The following is a 15,160-nucleotide window of genomic DNA, read 5'->3' as shown; positions in this document are numbered from 1 at the left end:
GCTGGTGCTTTGCATTAAAATGGTGCATCTGACGGGTCGGGAAAATAGACGTTTTTTCGACCCGTCCGCGTTTTATCAGGCTTCGCAAGAATATTTTCCGCTTCGCCCTATCTGGCACATTAGTTGCAAAATCACACTCAAAGAATCTTTTGTTTCATGTTAACGTTACGGGGAAGCACCATGAAAAAATTGTTGATTGCACTGGCCGGGGCCGCATGTCTCTTCACACAGCTGCCGGCAAAGGCTGACCAGCTTCAGGATATCGAGAAGCGCGGCACCATTCGCATTGCCGTTCCGCAGGACTTCCCGCCGTTTGGCTCGGTGGGGACCGATCTGCAGCCGCAGGGCTATGACATCGACATGGCGCGCTATCTGGCCAAACAGATGAAGCTCAAGCTGCAGCTGGTGCCGGTGACCAGCGCCAACCGCGTGCCGTACCTGCAAACCGATAAGGTGGATCTGGTCATTTCCAGCCTCGGTAAAAACCCGGAGCGCGAGAAGGTGATCGACTTCAGCCGCGCCTACGCGCCGTTCTTCCTCGGCGTGTTTGGGCCGAAAGGGGCCGAGCTGAAAGACGCCGCCGCGCTGAGCGGAAAAACCATCGGCGTGACGCGCGGGGCGGTGGAGGATATGGTGCTGACCGGCCTGGCGCCGAAAGACGCGGACGTGAAGCGCTACGAAGATAACAACACCACGCTCTCCGCCTACCTCTCCGGACAGGTGCAGTACGTGGCAACCGGTAACCTCGTGGTGGCGGCCATTTCGCGCCAGAACGCGGATAAAGCTCCCGTGCCGAGCTTTATGCTGAAAGATTCGCCGTGCTTTATTGGCCTGAAGAAAAACGAACCGGCCCTGAAGGCAAAAGTGGACGCGCTGATTGAGCAGGGCATCAAGGACGGCACGCTGAACGGCCTGTCCGAGCAGTGGCTGAAGGCCCCGCTGCCGGCCAACCTTGGCGCCTGAGCCGATGACTGAGCAACTTCATTTCTCCGCGCTCTGGCCGCACTGGCCGGAGCTGCTGGCGGGGCTGTGGGTCACTATTCAGCTGACGGTGATGGCGACCGTCGGCGGGCTGGCGATAGGGATTTTCGGGGCGGCGATCCGCAGCGGACGCACCACCTGGTTCAGCCGGATCTGGGGCGCGTACGTGGAAATCATCCGCAACACGCCGTTTGTGGTGCAGCTGTTTTTCATCGTCTTCGGCCTGCCGAATCTCGGGCTGAAGATGACGGCGGGGGAAGCGGCGCTGCTGGCCATGGTGGTGAACCTGGGCGCCTACAGCACCGAGATTATCCGCGCGGGCATTCAGGTCACGCCGAAAGGGCAGTGGGAAGCCGGACGCGTGCTGGGGCTGACCCGCCTGCAGACCTTTATTCGCGTGGTGCTGCCGCCCGCGCTGCAGCGCATTTACCCGGCGCTGGTGAGCCAGTGCATTATCGTGATGCTCGGCTCGTCGGTGGTGTCGCAGGTCTCGTATGAAGAGCTGACCTTCGCCGCCAACCTGATCCAGTCCAGAACGTTTCTGAGCTTTGAGGTTTATCTGGTGACAACCGGGATTTACTTAGCGCTGTCGATTACCCTGCGCCAGCTGATGATGGCGGCGGGACGCAAATGGCTGGGGGTGCAGGCATGATGACCACCTTTACCGACTGGGACATTATTCGCAACCTGCTGCTGGCCGGACGCTGGACGGTGCTGCTGTCGCTGGTGGCGTTTGTCGGCGGGGCGGCGGTGACGCTGCCGCTCCTGCTGCTGCGCCTGACGGGCGGGCGCACGGTCAGGCGCATCATCCGCGGCTATATTGAGCTGTTTCAGGGCACGCCGCTGCTGATGCAGCTGTTCCTGGCCTTCTTCGGCGTGGCGCTGTTCGGCATCGACGTCTCGCCGTGGACCGCCGCCTCGCTGGCGCTCACCTTCTACACCAGCGCGTTTCTGCTCGACATCTGGTTTGGCAGTATTCGCGCCTTGCCAAAAGGGCAGTGGGAAGCGTCGCGCTGTCTGGGGCTGACCTTCGGCCAGACCCTGTTTCGCGTCGTCGCCCCGCAGGCGCTGCGCATCGGTATCGCCCCGACGGTCGGCTTTGCCGTGCAGGTGATCAAGGGCACCGCGCTGGCGTCGATTATCGGTTTTATCGAGCTGACCAAGGCTGGGACCATGCTGACCAACGTGACGTATCAGCCGTTTAAGGTTTTTGCGCTGGTGGCGCTCGGCTACTTTATTCTGTGTTATCCGCTGTCGCGCTACAGCCGCTATCTGGAGACGAAATTCAATGCCTCTCATCACCATTAATCAGGTGCAGAAGTACTACGGCGATAACCACGTGCTCAAGGGCGTCGATCTGGATATCGACATGGGCCAGGTGATCTCCATTATCGGGCGCAGCGGATCGGGCAAAAGCACGCTGCTGCGCTGCATCAACGGCCTGGAAGGCTATCAGGACGGCAGCATCAAGCTGGGCGGCATGACCATTACCGACCGGGATTCTCAGGCGCGCGAAATCAGCCGCTCGGTCGGGATGGTGTTCCAGAGCTTCAACCTGTTCCCGCACATGACTGCGCTGGAAAACGTGATGCTCGCCCCGCGTCGGGTGCTGAAGAAAAGCGCCGCCGAATGCCGCGAGCTGGCGCAGCAGATGCTGGAGAAAGTGGGCTTAGGCGATCGTCTGGATTACTACCCGTCGAGCCTCTCCGGCGGCCAGCAGCAGCGCGTGGCGATTGCCCGCGCGCTGGCGATGTCGCCTAAAGTTTTACTCTGCGACGAGATCACCTCCGCGCTCGACCCGGAGCTGGTGGGCGAAGTGCTCAAGGTGCTGGAGCAGCTGGCGGCCGAGGGGATGACGCTGATACTGGTTACCCATGAAATGAATTTTGCCCGCGAAGTGGGCGACCGCGTGGTGTTTATGCACCAGGGGAAAGTCTGGGAGCAGGGCGACAGCAAAACGCTGTTCGCCAATCCGCAGACCACGGAACTGAAGCAGTTCATCTCCTCCGTGCGCGGCCTCAACTGATAAGGACTTAACAATGGATATCGCACAATTTCCGCAAATCAATCCGCCCCAGCGCCTGCTGATGGGGCCGGGCCCGATCAACGCCGACCCGCGCGTGCTGCGCGCCATGTCGAGCCAGCTGATCGGCCAGTACGATCCGGCCATGACCCACTACATGAACGAGGTGATGGCGCTCTATCGCGGGGTGTTCCGCACCGAGAACCGCTGGACGATGCTGGTGGACGGCACCTCCCGCGCGGGAATTGAAGCCATTCTGGTCTCCGCCATCCGCCCGGGAGATAAGGTGCTGGTGCCGGTCTTTGGCCGCTTTGGTCATCTGCTGTGCGAAATTGCCCGCCGCTGCCGCGCGGAGGTGCATACCATCGAGGTGCCGTGGGGCGAGGTGTTTACCCCGGACCAGGTGGAGGATGCGATTAAGCGTATTCGTCCGCGCCTGCTGCTGACCGTGCAGGGCGATACCTCCACCACCATGCTGCAGCCCCTCGCCGAGCTTGGCGCCATCTGCCGCCGCTACGACGTGCTGTTTTATACCGACGCCACCGCGTCGCTCGGCGGCAACGCGCTGGAAACCGACGCCTGGGGACTGGATGCGGTATCGGCCGGGATGCAGAAGTGCCTCGGCGGCCCGTCGGGCACCTCGCCGATCACCCTGAGCGCGCGCATGGAGGAGGCGATCCGCCGCCGCAAATGCGTTGAGGAGGGCATCCGCACCGACGCCCACCGCGACGGCGACGAGGAGATGATCTACTCCAACTATTTCGATCTCGGCATGGTGATGGACTACTGGGGGCCGGAGCGCCTTAACCACCATACCGAAGCCACCACCGCGCTGTTTGGCGCCCGCGAGTGCGCGCGTCTGATCCTGCAGGAAGGGCTGGATAACGGCATCGCGCGCCATAAGCTGCACGGCGATGCGCTGATGAAGGGCATTCAGGCGATGGGGCTGGAGACCTTCGGCGACCTGAAGCACAAGATGAACAACGTGCTGGGCGTGGTTATCCCGCAGGGCGTCAACGGCGACCAGGTGCGTAAGCTGATGCTGGAGGATTTCGGGATTGAAATCGGCACCTCGTTTGGCCCGCTGCACGGCAAAGTGTGGCGCATTGGCACCATGGGCTACAACGCGCGCAAGGACTGCGTGATGACCACCCTGAGCGCGCTGGAGTCGGTGCTGAACTACCTGAAATTCAACACCACGCAGGGTGCCGCCATGCAGGCCGCGTGGGACCACTATCGCCGCGAGACGCCGCAATGAGCCCGGCGGCAGAACGGGTGATGGCCCGCGCCGACGCGCTGGCCGCCATCAGCGAAACCCCGGATGCGCTGACGAGGGTTTATCTCTCCACCCAGCATCTGCAGGCCAACCAGCTGGTGGGGCAGTGGATGAGCCAGGCGGGAATGACCGTCTGGCAGGACAGCGTGGGCAACATCTGTGGACGCTATGAGGGCGCGCAGGAAGGGGCGCAGGCGGTGCTGCTCGGCTCGCATCTCGATACCGTGCGCAATGCCGGGCGCTACGACGGCATGCTCGGCGTGCTTGCCGCCATTGAGGTGGTGGACAGCCTGCACCAGCAGGGGGTGCATCTGGCCCAGGCCATCGAGATTGTCGGCTTTTGCGACGAAGAGGGAACCCGCTTTGGCATTACGCTGTTAGGTAGCCGGGGGCTGACGGGCACCTGGCCGCAGGGCTGGCTGGAAAAAGCCGACGCCAGTGGAATCAGCGTGGCGCAGGCGATGACCCTGATGGGGCTCGATCCTGCCCGCGTGCTGCATGCCGCGCGCCGTCAGGAGGATTTCAGCGCCTATCTGGAACTGCATATTGAGCAGGGGCCGTGCCTTGAGCAGGAGGCGCTCGCCCTTGGCGTGGTGGAAGCCATTAACGGCGCGCGCCGTCTGAACTGCCGCTTCACCGGCGATGCCGGGCACGCGGGAACCGTGCCGATGCTCCACCGCAGGGACGCGCTGGCCGCCGCCGCCGAGTGGATGGTTATCATTGAAAACGCTACCCGACAGCAGGGCGGGAACCTGGTGGCGACGGTTGGCGAGCTGCGCTGCCTGCCGGGGGCGGTGAACGTGATCCCCGGCGAGGTTCAGCTCTCGCTGGATATTCGCGGGCCGCAGGATGCGCCGCTGGATCGGTTGCTTAACGACCTGCTGGAACATGCGCAGGCGATCGCATCGCGCCGCGGTCTGGACTTCAGCGCCGAGGAGTTTTACCGCATTGCCGCCACGCCGTGCGATATCCACCTGCAAAACGTGCTGGGGGAGGCCGTTACATCGGTACAGGGTCGCTCGCTATCGCTGCCCAGCGGTGCGGGACACGACGCGATTGCCATCGCGGAACGCTGGCCGGTCGGCATGCTGTTTGTGCGCTGCAAAGGGGGCGTCAGCCACCATCCGGCGGAATCGGTGATGGCTGAAGATGTCGCCCTGGCGATTGAGGCGTTTTCGCGAGCGGTGATCCAGCTGGCGAACCGCGTTACTCCAGCCCCAGCGTATATTGCGCGATCTTGAAGTAGATAATCAGCCCGGTGCCGTCGATAAGCGTCGCGATAAACGGCGCGGAGACGACCGCCGGGTCAATGCCGCAGCGCTTGAGCACCATCGGGATCACGGACGACACAATCGCACTCCACAGCGTAATGCACACCAGCGTCAGGCTGACGATAAGCGTAATTTCCAGCCCAATCCCCATCATCCAGGCGCGAATGCACCCGGCGATACCGAGCGTGGCGGCAATCATCAGCGAGGTGGTCATCTCTTTACGCAGCACGCGGCCAACGTCGCGCAGGCGGACTTCCCCCAGCGCCATGGCGCGCACCAGCGTGGAGGTGATCTGCGTCCCGCTGTTCCCGCCCGTGCCGATCAGCAGCGGTATAAAGAACGCCAGCGCGATGGCGGACTCCAGCGCCTCTTCAAAATGCTGGATCACCGAGCTGGTGTAGGCCTCCGCGACAAACAGCAGCAGCAGCCAGACGGAGCGTTTCTTCCACAGGCTATACGGGCTGGTGTCCAGATAGGGCTTCTCCAGCGGCAGCGTCGCCCCCTGAAGCTGGGCGTCTTCGGTGACGTCATCTTCCAGCAGATGGGCGATTTCGCGCTCGGTCAGGCAGCCGACGAGCTTGCCGTGGGTGACCACGGGCACCACATCCGCGCCGCCGTGCGCCAGCAGTCCGGCGACATCGGCACGTTCATCCTCCGGTTTGACCTGCAAAAACTGCGAAATCATCAGCGATTTCACCGGCTGTACCGTGTCGGCGGTCTGCAGCAATTTACGTACGGCAATCATGCCCGCCAGGCGGCCATTGTCTTCAATAAAAATATGAGACGGAATATCGTCGTCTTTTAATTTTTCGAAGAATTGCTCGCGCGCCAGCGCCACGCATAATGAAATATCGAGGACAATAAAATCGGTATTCATATATTGCGCGATCGCGCTGTCATTGAATGCCAGGTTCTGGTTGTGAATAGCGTAAGACATAGTGAATTCCCTTTGAATAATAACATCTCTCAGGGGCGAGCAAGACAGGGCATGTCGAAGAGGAGATCCCCACGTCCTGGGTTCAGCACTGTACACCGTATCCCACGAGGGAAGTTATACTGACAAAGCCTTGATTCGACAGTGCCTGTTTTACCCTGTGCCGGTTCTCTCGAACCTACCAGAGCGATAACGTGTATTTGTACAGGAGCCTCGCCATAACGAGATCGTTGTAAAACGTGAGGAATAATACGCTTATTTAAATTTACCGCTCAGGAAATTAAATAATGTTTAAGAACGGTTTAGATGATTTTTATTAATAAAATGTTGAGGGTTTATTTAAGTTAATTCATTTCTAATGGAGGATTAAATAGTCAGCGGAGGAGAGGATAATGGCGTGGTTTGATAATCTGCTGAATCATTTTGCGCTGTATCCGGCACATCTTTTCGCGCTGTTATTTGTGATGGCGCTGAGTAAATCGACGGTGCTAGTCTCCTCCGTGCTGCCGCCCGCCTCGGTGATGCTGCTGGCGGGCATTACCGTTAGCCAGACGAGCATGCCTCCCGCGCTGGCGTGGCTGGCGGTGGTGTTGGGGGCCACGGCGGGTTCGGTGCTGAACTACCATATCGGCCAGCTGATGGGGCACACCCGGCTGGTCACGCGTTTTACCTCAAAGCATGCCGATAAGTTCTTGCGGGTACAGCATCAGCTGCAAAAGAACGGCGTCATCGTGCTGTTTACGTCGCGTTTTCTGGCGGTGTTGCGCTACATCGTGCCGCTGGCGGCGGGAATGCTCAGGCTGAATGCAGTCAAGGTCTACGCCGTCAGCCTGCTTTCCGCCTGCGCATGGGCGGCGCTGTATGTCGGCATCGTCACCGGCATCAGCGCCTTTTGAATTACAAACTCCCCATTCCGCCGTCAACCAGCAGCTCGGTTCCCACCGTGTAGCTCGACTCGTCGGAGGCCAGATAGAGCGCGGCTTTTGCCAGCTCCGTCGTCGAGCCCATTCTGCCGAGCGGCACCAGCTTGATGATCTCCGCCATCATCGCGTTAAGCGCCTCGTCGCTTAAGCCCGTTTTGGTAAACGCCGGGGTCTCCACCGGACCGGGGCTCAGGCCGTTGACGCGGATCCCGCGCGGCAGCAGCTCCGCCGACAGCGTGCGCGCCAGCGACAGCAGGGCGGCCTTGCTCGCGGCATACACGCTGCTGGTCGGCAGGCCGATACGCGCGCTCACCGAGCCGCAGAGGATCACCGACGACGGGTTATTCAGCAGCGGCAGCAGCGCCTGAATTAAAAAGAACGGCCCCTTCAGGTTGATGCCCATCAGGCGGTCCCACGCCTCCTCCTGCCAGGCTTCCAGCGGCGCGTGCGTCACGTCACCGGCGTTGAGAAACACCGCGTCCAGGCGTGGCCAGCGGGCGGCGAGGGTTTCCGCCAGTGCTTTTTGCGAGGCGATATCTCCCGCATCGGTCGGGATCACCCAGGCCTTATCGCCAAGAATACGTTCTGCTTCGGCGAGGGTGTCCGGGTTGCGTCCGGTCACGGCGACGCGCGCGCCTTCGGCGATAAACGCCTGCGCGGTGGCAAGACCGATGCCGCTGGTGCCGCCGGTAATCAGCGTATATTTATCTGTTAAACGACCCATGTTCTTCTCCTGAAATGTCTCTGGAGAAAGCACTATAGAAACGTTAGTATCGAAAGGAAACCAGGTACCAAATGGATACTAAAGAGGCAAGAGGTGTGCTATGGCAGAAATGCTGGAGGTGTGCTGTGAAAAAAAATCTGAGGCGTATACCTGCCCGATGACGCAGTTTGTGAACCTGATTTCCGGTAAATGGGCGATCCCCATTCTGTACCGTCTGATTGTGTTCAACACGCCCGTACGCTTTGGCGATCTGCTGCGGGCCGCTGCCCCCATCACGCAGAAAGAGCTGACCAAGCAGCTGCGCCTGTTTGAGCAGCGCGGGCTGGTGACGCGGACGGTCTACCCGGAGATCCCGCCGCGCGTGGAGTATCAGATCACCGCGCTGGGGTTAACCCTGCAGGACGCACTCTCCCCGCTGGCCGCCTGGATGAGCGAGTACGGCGACCAGCTTGAGCGTTAGGCTACTGTTTTGCGTAGCGCGGTGCCGGAATGCCGGTGCGCGCGCTGTTAAACAGCTCAAGACGCGCCGCTTCGTAGCGATCCCACAGGCCGGCGTCATGCATCGGCGGGATGGTGATCGGTTCACCCTGATCCAGACCCGCCAGCGATGCATCTACCATATCGTCGGTGGTCATCACCGATCCTTCCGGCAGATCGTTCACCGTGACGCCCGAATGGCTCCAGATTTCTGTCGCCGTGGCGGCGGGCAGCACGGCCTGAATGCGCACGCTGCTGTCGGCAAATTCTTCCTGTAACCCACGGGTAAAGCTCAACACCCACGCCTTGGTGGCGCTGTAGAGCGCGCTGCCCGCCCGGACGTGCAGGGCCAGCACGGATGCGATGTTGATCAGCGTGCCGCGATTGTTCTGCGCCAGGCGGGGCAGGATGGCGTAGGTCAGACGCATCAGCGCCGTGGTGTTCAGGGTATTAATGGCCTGATGCTGCGCCACATCGCCCGCGAGGAACGGCGCCATCTGCGCGGTGCCCGCGTTGTTAATGAGCGTATCAATGGCGGTATTGCTGCGCAGCGCCTCTTCCACGGCGCGGATCCCGGCTTCATCGGTAAGATCGGCCACCAGAATATCGACGGCCACGCCGTAGCGCGCGCGAAGGTCGGCGGCAAGGGTGTTCAGGCGATCTTCGCGACGGGCGACCAGCACCAGGTTAGCGCCGCGCGCGGCAAGGCGATCGGCATAAACAGCACCAATTCCGGAAGAGGCGCCCGTAATCAGGGCGGTGGTGATTTGCGTAGTCATCGTGTGTTACCTCAGGGCAAAGTGGGTTATTTGGTTTCAAGATGAAACTGAATAAACTCTCTGTCATTTGGTTTTATAATGCAACTATATTTGCGAGCATTTTGTGCTTTTGCCGTCGGGAACGATCAGGAGGGGAGTTTTGCCACGATCTCTTCAGGCGTCAGTTCGCGGCCATCGTCGGCGATAAGCGCCAGTTTGCGCAGGGGTTTGCGCTGTTCGGTATCGACCAGCACGGTGCCGCATTCGTTATCCGCAAACAAAAATTCATTGCCCCACTGGGAGAGGGCAACCAGCACCGTTTGCAGGGCACGCCCTTTATCGGTCAGGACATACTCCTGCCAGGCGCTGCCGTCGGACGCGGGCTGAAGCCGGAGGATGCCTTCGTCGACCAGCAGTTTTAGCCGCGTGGTCAGCATGTTTTTCGCGATGCCGAGGCTTTTCTGGAACTCGCCGAAGCGTTTAATCCCGCGCAGCGCGTCGCGAACAATCAGCAGCGACCACCAGTCGCCGATGATATCCAGCGAACGGGCGACGGGGCAGGTGCTCTCTTCGAGGCGGGTACGTTTCACGGTCAATTCTCCGGTGGGGTGTGGTTTTATTATAAAACTTATTGGCACACACCGTAAGCACGTTAATCATCAGTTTGAGAAATGCTTCCCGGAAAATTGTCACCAATCTGTCACACTGAACGCGACATTTTAAAACGAGTGAGGAATTAGGGATGAAAAAAGCACTACTCGCGCTGGCAGTCGCCGGTTCCATTTCAGCAACGTTTGGCGTGCAGGCGCAAGAGACGCCGGAAGGGTATCAGCTGGAGCAAGTTTTAATCATGAGTCGCCATAACCTGCGCGCGCCGCTCGCCAATAACGGTAGCGTGCTGGAGCAGTCCACGCCGAAGCAGTGGCCGGAGTGGGAGGTGCCGGGCGGTCAGCTCACCACCAAGGGCGGCGTGCTGGAAGTCTATATGGGCCATTACATGCGCGAGTGGCTGGCGCAGCAGGGGATGGTGAAGACGGGAGAATGCCCAGCGGCGGATAGCGTTTATGCTTACGCCAACAGCCTGCAGCGTACCGTCGCCACCGCGCAGTTCTTCATCACCGGTGCGTTCCCGGGCTGCGACGTTCCCGTGCACCATCAGGAAAAAATGGGCACCATGGATCCGACCTTTAATCCGGTGATTACCGATAACTCGCCGGAATTTCGCGAAAAAGCGCTCAAGGCGATGGAGTCCGAGCGGCAGAAAATGCAGCTGGGCGAAAGCTATAAGCTGCTTGAGCAGATGACGAACTACGCCGATTCTCCGTCCTGCAAAGAGAAAAAGGTCTGCTCGCTGGCGGACGCGAAAGATACCTTTAGCGCCGACTATGAAAAAGAGCCTGGCGTATCCGGGCCGCTGAAGGTGGGTAACTCGCTGGTGGACGCGTTCACGCTGCAGTATTACGAAGGCTTCCCGGCCGACCAGGTAGCCTGGGGCGAAATCAAAACCGACCAGCAGTGGCGCGTGTTGTCGAAGCTGAAGAACGGCTATCAGGACTCGCTGTTTACCTCCACCGAAGTGGCGCAAAACGTGGCGAAGCCGCTGGTGAAGTACATTGATAAAACGCTGGTCACCGAGCAGGCAAAAGCGCCGAAAATCACCCTGCTGGTGGGGCACGACTCGAACATTGCTTCCCTGCTGACGGCCCTGGATTTCAAACCGTATCAGCTGCACGACCAGCAGGAGCGCACCCCGATTGGCGGCAAGATTGTCTTCCAGCGCTGGCATGACAAAAATGCCAACCAGGAGCTGATGAAAATTGAGTATGTCTACCAGAGCTCAGAGCAGCTGCGTAACGCCAGCGTCCTGTCGCTGCAGTCGCCCGCGCAGCGCGTGACGCTGGAGCTGAAAGGCTGCCCGGTGGATGCGAACGGCTTCTGTCCTGTCGATAAATTCAATGCGGTGATGAATAACGCGGCGAAGTAAAAGAGAACCCCCCGCTGCGGCGGGGGGAAACGCTTAGACGTTTTTACGTTCGATGGTTTGCTCGCCCCAGAAGAGCGAGTCTTTATCCGTTTTTTCGAAGGCGCGCACCAGCACCTCATCGTTACCTTCCTCCCAAATCTGCTCGGCCAGCTTTTCATCGTACTTTGCGACTTCAAAGATAGCTTCGGCAATCTCCGGAGAGGTGTTGCGTAAACTTGCCCATTCGCCCACGTGGTGAGCTTTGGATTCTTGAGTTGGCATGCTTGTCCTCCTGTTGGGTGTTAGCCGTTCAGTTTTTTGGCCAGACCCGCGACGTATTCACCCTGATAGCGGGCGATAGACAGTTCTTCATTGCTTGGCTGACGTGAGCCATCCCCACCGGCAATGGTGGTTGCGCCGTAAGGCGTACCGCCACGCACCTGGGAAATGTCAAACAGCTCCTGGGCGCCGTAGCCAATCGGCACAATCACCATCCCGTGATGAGCAAGGGTAGTCCAGGTTGAGGTAATCGTCTGCTCCTGACCGCCGCCGGTGCCGGTAGAGCTGAATACGCTGGCGAGTTTGCCGTAAAGCGCCCCGGATGCCCAAAGTCCGCCGGTTTGATCGAGGAAGGTGCGCATCTGGCCCGACATATTGCCGAAGCGGGTCGGGGTGCCGAAGATGATGGCATCATAGTCCGCCAGCTCCTGCGGGGTGGCGACCGGGGCGTTTTGCGTTTTCCCCCCGGCTTTCAGGAAGGCTTCCGCATGCATGGTTTCCGGTACGCGTTTCACCACAACCTCAACGCCATCAACCCTGTTCGCACCTTCTGCTACCGCGTGAGCCATGGTTTCAATGTGTCCATACATGGAATAATAGAGCACCAGAACTTTTGCCATTTTGCATCACTCCTCGTTGGTTTTTCTGACAGCGGATCGCTGCGTTCTTTTAAAGATATGCCATCACAGCCAGACTGCAAAAATGAACGGCATTTCTTTGATTTATAACAATATGGTTACAAAAAGGCTTTGTAGCAAAATGAAACAACTTTTTGGCAGCAGATTTTTGAAATGATAAGAAAGGTTTATGAATCGCCGCCGCGTCATCTCACCCGAAAGGCTGAGTTCATGTTGCAGAATATTACCTGCGGCTTGCCGGATAGCGGCATTCCACTAAGCTTAGTTTCACGCGGCACAGATAAAGGCACTGTCCTTGTGTTGCGAGGTGAAAGAATCCTCTTTTACTGAATGCAATATGATGTCTAATGTTTCACATTCTGGAGGTTAGAGATGGCAAACCATCGTGGTGGTTCAGGTAATTTCGCAGAAGACCGTGAAAGAGCATCAGAAGCAGGCCGTAAAGGTGGCCAGCATAGCGGGGGCAACTTCAAGAATGACCCGCAACGCGCATCTGAAGCTGGCAAGAAAGGGGGGAAAAACAGCCACGGCAGCAGTAAGTAACACGCCGGGTTGAACCCCTGCCGCCGGGATCTCCCGGCGGTTTTTTTATTTCTGCAACATTGAACTGTAACCAAAGGCAACGCACACTAGGGAATTGATCTTAACTGCGAGTGCCGCATGTCTGTCTCACGCTTCAAATTCTCCGTTAAACCGCAGGAAGCCATCCTGATTCTCATCACCATGTTCTGGGGCGGGACGTTTCTGGCCGTTCAGTACGCGGTGACCCTCAGCGATCCGTTCTTTTTTGTTGGCCTGCGCTTTGCGACGGCGGCGCTTGCCGTGGGGCTGATTTCGCTTAAAACGCTGCGGGGGCTGACGCTGAAAGAACTTAAGGCCGGCGTGGCGATTGGGGTGGCGATAGCGATGGGCTACAGCCTGCAGACGTGGGGATTGCAGACCATCTCCAGCAGTAAATCCGCGTTTATCACCGCCATGTATGTGCCGCTGGTGCCGCTGCTGCAGTGGCTGTGCCTGGGGCGGCTGCCGGGGCTGATGTCCTGTATTGGCATCGTGCTGGCGTTTATCGGCCTGATCTTACTGGCCGGGCCGGAAAACAACCTGCTGGCGCTGGGGCCGGGCGAAATCATCACCCTGATTGGGGCGATTGCCATTGCGGCGGAAATTATTCTGATTAGCGCCTGGGCGGGCAAGGTCGACGTCAAGCGGGTAACGGTGGTGCAGCTCGCCACGGCGTCGCTGGTGGCATTTGCGACGATGGTGCCGGCAGGGGAGTCCGTGCCGCCGATGTCCACCGGCCTGGTGGTGGTCGCACTGGGGCTGGGTATTTTCAGCGCCATTATTCAGGTCACCATGAACTGGGCGCAGCGCAGCGTATCGCCAACCCGCGCGACGGTGATTTATACCGGTGAACCGGTCTGGGCGGGGATTTTCGGACGCATTGCAGGTGAGCGTTTGCCGCTTCTGGCGCTGGTGGGCGCGGCATTTATTGTCGCCGGGGTGCTGGTGAGCGAGTTAAAGCTCAAACGGAAGAAAAACGCGCTGCCAGAAAATGACAGCGCGGCGTTAAATCAGGAATCCTGATGCACCACGGCGCCCTGCGGCGCGGCGGCCATCCGGCGGCTCAGCAGGGCGTTAAGCAGGATCGCACCGAAGGTCGCCGTGCCAATCCCGCCAATCGTAAACCCGCCCAGCGTCAGGGCAAAATCGCCTGCGCCCAGCACCAGCGTGACCGCCACCATAATCAGGTTACCGTTCTGGCTGAGATCGACGCGATGCTGCACCCAGATGCGCGCGCCGGCTACGGCGATCAGTCCAAACACCACAATCGATGCCCCGCCGATAACCGGGGACGGAATGGTGTGGATCAGCGCGCCGAACTTCGGTGAGAAGCCGAGCAGCATCGCCATCACCGCCGCCGCCACGAAGACCAGCGTCGAGTAGACCTTGGTTACCGCCATCACGCCGATGTTTTCAGCATAGGTGGTGACGCCGCTGCCGCCTACGGAACCGGAGAGCATGGTCGCCAGACCGTCACCGACGAACGCGCGGCCCATGTACGGATCCATGCTGCGCCCGGTCATCCCCGCAACCGCCTTCAGGTGGCCTAAGTTCTCTGCCACCAGGATCACCGCCACCGGTGCGATAAGCATCATCGCCTGGGTGTTAAAGGTGGGCGAGGTCATTTTCGGCAGGCCGAACCAGGCGGCCTGATGGAGCAGCGTAAAGTCAACCGGCTTGCCCAGACCGAAAACGTTGGCCAGCAGGGCGTAGACCAGACAGGCGACAATCAGCCCAACCAGGATCAGCAGCCGCTGGATCATGCCGCGCGTGAACACCGCCACCAGGCCGATGCACAGCACCGTGATCACCGCCATCCAGCTTTCAAACGGCGAGGCGGAGACGCTCCTGACCGCAATCGGCGCGAGGTTGAGGCCAATCGCCATCACCACGGCGCCCGTCACGACGGGAGGCATCATTCGCTCTATCCAGCGCGTGCCGATTTTCATCACCACCAGACCAATCAGGGTGTACACCAGGCCGCAGGCAATGATGCCGCCGAGGGCCACGCTCAGGTTGGGGTTGATCCCCTGGCCGTTAAACCCGGTGGTGGCGATGACGACGCCGACAAAGGCGGCGCTGGATCCGAGATAGCTGGGCACGCGCCCGCCGGTGACGAAAAAGAACAGCAGCGTGCCGATACCCGACATCAGAATAGACAGGTTGGGATCGAGTCCCATCAGCATCGGCATCAACACCGTGGCGCCAAACATGGCGACCGCGTGCTGAACGCCCATCACCATCGTCTGCCCGAGCGGGAGACGTTCATCCGGCGCGACCACGCCTGCTTCTGTGGAGGTCGATTTCAACTGCCAGTGGGGAAATCCGAACATGGTCTGTCTCCTTAAGGCG

18 protein-coding genes and 1 riboswitch are annotated in these 15,160 nt (G+C 59.7%); of the genes, 11 read left to right on the top strand and 7 right to left on the bottom strand.

From position 1 onward, the window contains the following. Positions 1-180 precede the first annotated feature (180 nt). Genes AC27FC_RS12270 through hpxK form a run of 6 tightly spaced genes read left to right on the top strand, consistent with a single transcriptional unit; the run spans position 181 to position 5,521 of the window. Positions 181-963, top strand: coding sequence for a transporter substrate-binding domain-containing protein (locus tag AC27FC_RS12270; RefSeq protein WP_023311064.1), 783 nt, complete (start codon positions 181-183; stop codon positions 961-963). Between the two features lie 4 nt (positions 964-967). Continuing rightward, a complete protein-coding gene (locus AC27FC_RS12265; protein WP_087822307.1) occupies positions 968-1,633 on the top strand; it encodes an amino acid ABC transporter permease in 666 nt (221 codons plus the stop codon). After that, the gene (locus AC27FC_RS12260; protein WP_071884868.1) at positions 1,633-2,289 is read left to right on the top strand and encodes an amino acid ABC transporter permease; all 657 of its coding nucleotides are present in this window, start codon (positions 1,633-1,635) and stop codon (positions 2,287-2,289) included. The genes AC27FC_RS12265 and AC27FC_RS12260 overlap by 1 nt, the downstream gene beginning before the upstream one ends. Then, positions 2,270-3,007 carry an amino acid ABC transporter ATP-binding protein gene (locus AC27FC_RS12255; protein ID WP_032638731.1) on the top strand — a complete coding sequence of 246 codons (738 nt, stop codon included), beginning with the start codon at positions 2,270-2,272 and terminating at the stop codon, positions 3,005-3,007. The genes AC27FC_RS12260 and AC27FC_RS12255 overlap by 20 nt, the downstream gene beginning before the upstream one ends. Positions 3,008-3,020: 13 nt before the next feature. Then, complete coding sequence (locus tag AC27FC_RS12250; protein ID WP_487160223.1) at positions 3,021-4,262, top strand: pyridoxal-phosphate-dependent aminotransferase family protein; 1,242 nt, start codon at positions 3,021-3,023, stop codon at positions 4,260-4,262. Further along, positions 4,259-5,521, top strand: coding sequence for an allantoate amidohydrolase (gene hpxK / locus AC27FC_RS12245; RefSeq protein WP_196354618.1), 1,263 nt, complete (start codon positions 4,259-4,261; stop codon positions 5,519-5,521). The genes AC27FC_RS12250 and hpxK overlap by 4 nt, the downstream gene beginning before the upstream one ends. Here hpxK and AC27FC_RS12240 read toward each other — a convergent pair. Next, positions 5,487-6,488: a magnesium transporter gene (locus AC27FC_RS12240; protein WP_029741838.1), complete on the bottom strand. Its 1,002-nt coding sequence runs from the start codon at positions 6,486-6,488 to the stop codon at positions 5,487-5,489. The two genes, hpxK and AC27FC_RS12240, sit on opposite strands and share 35 nt — an antisense overlap. Positions 6,489-6,548: 60 nt before the next feature. After that, positions 6,549-6,718: riboswitch (M-box (ykoK) riboswitch) on the bottom strand. Between the two features lie 159 nt (positions 6,719-6,877). Between AC27FC_RS12240 and AC27FC_RS12235 the strand changes: the two genes are divergently transcribed. Beyond that, positions 6,878-7,381 carry a DedA family protein gene (locus tag AC27FC_RS12235; protein ID WP_048976701.1) on the top strand — a complete coding sequence of 168 codons (504 nt, stop codon included), beginning with the start codon at positions 6,878-6,880 and terminating at the stop codon, positions 7,379-7,381. A gap of 1 nt (position 7,382) precedes the next feature. On the opposite strand, the gene AC27FC_RS12230 is transcribed toward AC27FC_RS12235, so the two are convergent. Further along, positions 7,383-8,132, bottom strand: coding sequence for an SDR family oxidoreductase (locus AC27FC_RS12230; RefSeq protein WP_033145156.1), 750 nt, complete (start codon positions 8,130-8,132; stop codon positions 7,383-7,385). A gap of 100 nt (positions 8,133-8,232) precedes the next feature. Here AC27FC_RS12230 and AC27FC_RS12225 point away from each other — a divergent pair, with 100 nt between their 5' ends. After that, complete coding sequence (locus AC27FC_RS12225; protein WP_023311072.1) at positions 8,233-8,592, top strand: winged helix-turn-helix transcriptional regulator; 360 nt, start codon at positions 8,233-8,235, stop codon at positions 8,590-8,592. A 1-nt stretch (position 8,593) separates the two neighbouring features. Here AC27FC_RS12225 and AC27FC_RS12220 read toward each other — a convergent pair whose 3' ends face one another. Both AC27FC_RS12220 and AC27FC_RS12215 read right to left on the bottom strand, forming a co-directional pair. Further along, complete coding sequence (locus AC27FC_RS12220) at positions 8,594-9,388, bottom strand: SDR family NAD(P)-dependent oxidoreductase (RefSeq protein WP_033145158.1); 795 nt, start codon at positions 9,386-9,388, stop codon at positions 8,594-8,596. Positions 9,389-9,513: 125 nt separating this feature from the next. Then, positions 9,514-9,957, bottom strand: coding sequence for a winged helix-turn-helix transcriptional regulator (locus tag AC27FC_RS12215; protein ID WP_032658095.1), 444 nt, complete (start codon positions 9,955-9,957; stop codon positions 9,514-9,516). A gap of 152 nt (positions 9,958-10,109) precedes the next feature. On the opposite strand from AC27FC_RS12215, the gene agp reads away from it, so the two are divergent. Then, entirely contained in the window at positions 10,110-11,351 is a 1,242-nt protein-coding gene (gene agp, locus AC27FC_RS12210) for a bifunctional glucose-1-phosphatase/inositol phosphatase (protein WP_033145159.1), read from the top strand. Between the two features lie 33 nt (positions 11,352-11,384). Here agp and AC27FC_RS12205 read toward each other — a convergent pair whose 3' ends face one another. Together AC27FC_RS12205 and wrbA are read right to left on the bottom strand one after the other, a co-directional pair. Beyond that, positions 11,385-11,612: a YccJ family protein gene (locus tag AC27FC_RS12205; protein ID WP_008499832.1), complete on the bottom strand. Its 228-nt coding sequence runs from the start codon at positions 11,610-11,612 to the stop codon at positions 11,385-11,387. A gap of 20 nt (positions 11,613-11,632) precedes the next feature. After that, a complete protein-coding gene (wrbA, locus tag AC27FC_RS12200; protein ID WP_094934934.1) occupies positions 11,633-12,229 on the bottom strand; it encodes an NAD(P)H:quinone oxidoreductase in 597 nt (198 codons plus the stop codon). A gap of 390 nt (positions 12,230-12,619) precedes the next feature. Between wrbA and AC27FC_RS12195 the strand changes: the two genes are divergently transcribed. Next, the gene (locus AC27FC_RS12195) at positions 12,620-12,790 is read left to right on the top strand and encodes a con-10 family general stress protein (RefSeq protein ID WP_023311077.1); all 171 of its coding nucleotides are present in this window, start codon (positions 12,620-12,622) and stop codon (positions 12,788-12,790) included. A 117-nt stretch (positions 12,791-12,907) separates the two neighbouring features. Further along, positions 12,908-13,831: a DMT family transporter gene (locus AC27FC_RS12190; protein WP_063439637.1), complete on the top strand. Its 924-nt coding sequence runs from the start codon at positions 12,908-12,910 to the stop codon at positions 13,829-13,831. Here the strand turns inward: AC27FC_RS12190 and rutG are convergent. Then, positions 13,819-15,141 (bottom strand): pyrimidine utilization transport protein G, encoded by a 1,323-nt coding sequence (gene rutG / locus AC27FC_RS12185; protein WP_048979074.1) that lies wholly within the window; start codon positions 15,139-15,141, stop codon positions 13,819-13,821. The genes AC27FC_RS12190 and rutG overlap by 13 nt on opposite strands. Positions 15,142-15,160 lie beyond the last annotated feature (19 nt).

Source organism: Enterobacter sp. C3_dUdeg (genome assembly GCF_057536195.1).
The sequence above is the reverse complement of the archived record's forward strand: the minus strand, read 5'-3'. Positions and strand labels throughout refer to the sequence as shown.